The sequence below is a fragment of the Mesorhizobium sp. LCM 4577 genome, assembly GCF_001854795.2.
Lineage (GTDB): Bacteria > Pseudomonadota > Alphaproteobacteria > Rhizobiales > Rhizobiaceae > Mesorhizobium > Mesorhizobium plurifarium.
In genome coordinates, this window is the sequence record NZ_MDDU01000041.1 from 1 (window position 1) to 5,156 (window position 5,156).

At 69.6% G+C, this 5,156-nt stretch carries 1 protein-coding gene; it reads left to right on the top strand.

From position 1 onward, the window contains the following. Nucleotides 1–5,156: shikimate kinase (locus LCM4577_RS27105; protein ID WP_071074196.1), on the top strand; the 5,156-nt coding region annotated here is incomplete at both ends.

A 5,156-nucleotide genomic window follows, 5' to 3' on the forward strand; every position in this document is an offset into this window, starting at 1 on the left:
CCATCGCCAACATCTTCAAGGCCCTGAGCAAGGCGCAGTTGTCCGACGATCTGGGTGTGCTGGCAAAGCCGGGGCTGGACCGGCTGGAGGCGCTGCGCGCCACGCCCGCCTTCGAGCGCGACAACAACCTGGAGACCATGGGCAATCTGTGCGCCGCCCTGCTGCCGCTGGCGCGCAGCCCGCGGCCGGCGTTGCGCTGGCACCGCAGGCCGGCGCTGAACCTGCTCAAYGCCATCCAGCCGGTGGTGGAGCGCAAGATCGAGGCGCATCTCGAGGCAGGCCAGGCCGAGCGCCACAGCGGCGCCAATGCAAGCCGCTGCCCGGCGCTGTCGATCTATCAGGTGCTCAAGACCCGCGCGGTGCTGGAGAAGCTCTACCGGCGGCCCTATGTCGAGGGCGACAAGCGCGCCTTGCGGCGCCGCCAGGAAGAGCTGCACGCCAAGACCAGCCAGATCCTGGACAGCGCCCGCGCCCTCATCGAGGCCGACCTTTCCAACATGAGCTGGAACCTGATCGCCGAGATCGAGGCGGAGGGGCCGCTCGACGCGCTCGACACCTTCATGGCCCAGAACGCGCCGAGCGTCCAGGCCCAGCATGCCGCCGYCGTCTTCGATGTCCATGGCGTGCTTGAGGCCATGGACCACGAGCCGCGGCCGCCGCAAGGCGATGCCGGACTGATGCGGCTGCCGGTGGTCGACATGCAGGGGCGGCCGCTGGCCGGCGAAGCGGAGCTGCGCTATTCCATCTTCCACCGCCTGACTTCGGGGGCTGTCAAGGTGGTTGCGGTGCAGCTGCCGGGCAAGCCGAGCGCCTTCATGCTGGCGCGCACGCTCAGCGTCGAGGGTGTGCCTTACCGCATGGACCTGTTCGGCGGCAGCAAGCTGAAGGCGCCGCAAAAGACGCTGGCCCAGCTTGCCGCCCGCCTGCCCGACGCGGCCGACGAGGCCACCGGCGGCAAGCTTTTGGCGATCCCCTATGCCGACACGGCGCCGGGGACGGCCTTCGAGCAGCTGGCGCGGGCCTGGGCGCCGTTCAAGGAAGCCTATTACTACACCCAACGCCGCGGCTTTGCCGCGCCGCCGGACATCGCCGGACTTGGCCCGCACGACTATGCGCTGGAAGGCGCCTTCAGGCTGTCGCTCCTGCCCGACCGCCCGGCAGGGGCAGCGCATCCCTTCAGGCTCGCCGGGCCGGACGGCCCGATCGCCTTGCGGCCGCATGACGGCTGCGGCTTCATCAGGGCCTCGCTGGCCGAGCGCATGCCGGCCATCGCCCGGGCCGTCCGCCCGGACGGCGCCGCGCCGGTGCGTGTCTTTGGCCAGGGCAAGCGAACCTCGGTGCCGGCCTCGGCCCTGCAGCATTATCCGCGCAACGCAGCGGTGGCCGAGGAGACGCGCGAGAAGGCCGAGGCCTGGCTCGGCAGCCGTGAGCAGCCGAGGCTGACGGCCGAGGAGCTGTTTCGGACCGTCACCTCTGGCCACATCGACGGCCCGGGCGCCGTCGCCGTGCCGTCCGGCGACGGACGCCTTTATGTGCCGACGCTCAAGAGCGAGACCTTGACCGCCGACGGCGGCGTGCTTGTCGGGCGCTCGCCCTACGACAAGCCGAACCTGCGCCCGTTCGCCGCCGGCCAGGTCAGGTCGGCGCGCGACGGCGACGCGACCGCGGCGTTCCTGGACCGGTGCGTGGCCTTCCAGTACAGCTTCAACGTCGCGCACAAGTCGGGGGAAAGGCTTGCCGCCGACGATCCGACCTTGTTTGCCAAGGGCATCCTGATCGTGGTGCCCGACCGGATGTGRCCGGCCGCCTTCGCCGAGCGTTCGGTGGTGATGTCGGCCGAGGACGTCAAGTGCCATTCGCACTGGCTCGAGGGCAAGGACCGGGTCAAGGCCGACACCGGGCTCGACTGCGTCGGCATCCTGCAGGCGACGGAGGTGTTCGCGCCCGGCTCGCTGGTTGCGGTGCCGAGCGCCGAACAAAAGAAGCTCGACGGCGATTTCGACGGCGAYACCGTTGTCATCGTCGGCGACCGGCCCAGGCTCTACGAGCATGTGCGCCAGTTCGACCAGAAGGAGCAGGCGCKCGGCCTGGCCTCGCTGAAGCCGCCGAAGTCGCACACGCCGGCCATCGAGAACGGCAGCTACCAGTTCAGCCGCTCCCGGCAGATCCTGTCGGCCACCCAGCAGGTGCTGGAGACCTACAGCTGCCTGCAGCGCAACGTCCTGGCGCAGCCGCTTGAAGCGCAACGCTGGTTTGCCGAGCGTGCCGTCTTCGGCACTTACGAGGGCATTCACCATGAGCTCAGGGCCGACATCCGCGTCCAGCTGCAGGCAGAGCGGCCGGACGGCCAGGCCATGCAGGGGCTCCTCGAGAGGGCCAGGCAGGACGGCGAGGCGGCCCGGCATCCGGTGGCCCGAGAACTGGCCGCCTTGCTGGTCAGCGAGCTCGAGGCCTGGGCCCACCAGGGCAATGAGGAGCAGCCCAACGGGGAGCAGCAGCCCAAGGGCTCGTTGGCGCGAGCCACGGCCTCGACCAGCGCAACTGCTGGCGTCAGCGCCGCCGCCGGCGCGCTGTTTCCCGAGCTCGCCGAATCCTATCCGGCGGCCGCCGACGCCAGGGAGCGCGTCGAACTCCTGCTCGACCACTGCCGGGCGCGCATCGATCCACGGCCCGATGGCTACAACCCGCACGATCTGCATGAAAGCGCCATCAACCTGTTGAGCGTCGGCATCAAGGTCGGCACGGACGCCTACAAGTCCGACACCGGGGCGCGGCTGTTCATGAAGAAGAGCGCCGATCTGCAGCGGCTCCTGCAGCAGGTCCCGGGCCTGAAGCCGGCGCCCTATGTCAAGGCGCTGGCGGCAACGCTGCACCAGGGCCGCTTCGACGTCGACGCCAGCCTGGCGGATCTGAAGGACAATCCGACGCTGGCGGCCTCGGTCATGGAGGCCTCGATCAAGCTTGCCGCCGCGAACGGCATCCTGCCCAGCCCCTTGGACGTCGCGGCCGCCGACGACCCCGCCGCCACGATCACGCTGAGCCGCGAGCAGGCCCTGGAGCGCGCCAGGAGCGCAGCCCAGCGCGCCGCGGCGGAAGAAGGCGCCATCACCGCCAACGCGCAAGCAGTCGCCGCGCTTTTGCGGCAGGCCGGCATCGAGGTGACCATGCCGCATCTCGAGCAGCGCCTGCGCGGGCGCGATTCGATGGCCGACGGGCTCACCGGCCAAAGCGTGAGCGCCGCGCCCGAGGCCCAGCTGCTCACCAAYGCGGTGCGCCATGTCTTCGAGATCCCGGACGCGGCCCTGACGCGCGCCTTCAAGGCGGCCGTGCTGGCCTTCGAGGAGCGCGGCTGCAGCGAGGTCGAGACCACCAACTGGTTCAGGATGCGCACGCCGAGCTTCCTCGCCATCCGCACCGTGTTCAGCACCCCGCAGGGCTATCGCTTCGAGGTCGAGTTCCATACGCCGGCCAGCTACCAGGCCAAGCTCGCAAACCACGACCTCTACAAGCAGATCGGCTGGCTGCGGCGGCACCCCGAGCCGGACGCTGTGCAAAAGGCCGACGAGCTCGTGCAGCGCGTGAAGGACAGATGCCTTGAGGTCGCCATTCCCCCTGACGCCTCCAGCATCCMCCACTGGGGCTCGTCGGGCCACAGCCGGTCGCGGACGGCTGGGGCCTCCAGGTTGGCCACCGCCGACCGGGCAAGCCAGCTCGCGGCCGCCCGCTCGCCGCAGGCCGGCGCGATCATAGCCGCCCTCGGCATGCGGCCGATTGTGCTGGTCGGCATGCCGGGCAGCGGCAAGTCGACGATCGGCCCTGAGCTTGCCAGGAAGCTGGGGTTGGAGTTTGTCGACACCGACAAGCATATCGAAGCCCGGCACGGAAAGCTGGCGGATCTGTTCCAGCGCCATGGCGAGGCGCACTTCAGGGCGCTGGAGGCCGAACAGATCGCCGGGCTATTGGAGAATGGACCTTGCGTCATCGCAACCGGTGGCGGCGCCTTTGCCCAGCAGCACAATCGAAGCCTGATCGGCGAGAAGGCGGTGTCGGTCTGGCTCGACACCAACCCGCAAGTGATCCACAGGCGCCTCAGGAACGACACCAGCCGGCCGCTGCTGCAAGGTCCCGACGGCGAGCAGAAGTTAAGCCGCATGTTCGAGGAGCGCACGCCGCTCTACCAACAAGCCGATATCAGGGTGGTTCCGCCGCATAGACAGGACAAGAAGAACGCCGAGCCTTGCGTGAAGGCGCTCCACGCTTACCTGTGCGGCGGCGAGGACGAAGCCGCCCCCACGCCTGCTAACAAAGCGCCTGCCGCTAACGAGATGCCCGCCGCGACRCAAACGCCGCTTGCCATGCCAACGCCCGCCGCTGCCGAGAGGCCGCCCACTGCCGGGACATCAGGCACCTCCGGCGCTCCCAGCGCCGCGGCCTCGACAGCACAGCGCAGGCGCGACGATCATCGCTCAGCATCGCTGCGGGTCCTCGCCTCGTCGTCTGGTGTCGTCGTGCCCCCTGGCATTGGACCGATCCGGCGTCAGGCTGCCGAACGTCCCCAGGCTGCGGGACTTCCCCAGGCTGCCGGAATGGGCCAGGCTGCCGGACCGGGCGCTGCAGCGCATCGGCTGGCGCTCGGCGCAACGCAATGGCTCGAAGACGATCACATCGCGGCCGATTACGCTGTGCTTGGCGGGGAGCTGCACAGGGCCAATCCCGACGTCGCCGCCCGGACCCGCTTGGTCGAGCCTTCGGTGGCCCATCTGTTGCGCATGACCGAGGACGCGGCCGAGGCGRCCGCCATCTTCCACGGCAYCGCCGGTGGCGGGGCCAACTTGAGCGGCAGGGCCGACTTCGTCTTCCTTCCCCTCAACAATGCCGGGGTTGACCAGGGCGGCACCCACTGGTCGCTGCTGTTTGTCGATCTGCGCGGSYCCCAGCCGCTCGCCTATCACTACGACTCCTCCGGCGGCCAAAACAGCCCCTTTGCACGGCARCTCGCAGCACGGCTGGGCGCCCSCYTGSAGCCSRTGCKSATGRCCCAGCAGGACAACGACTATGATTGCGGCGTCTTCGTCCTCGACGCCACCCGGGCGCTGACCGCACGCCTGGCTGAAGCCGAACCGCCCACCGGCCGGCCGCTCCACCTCGACACCCTC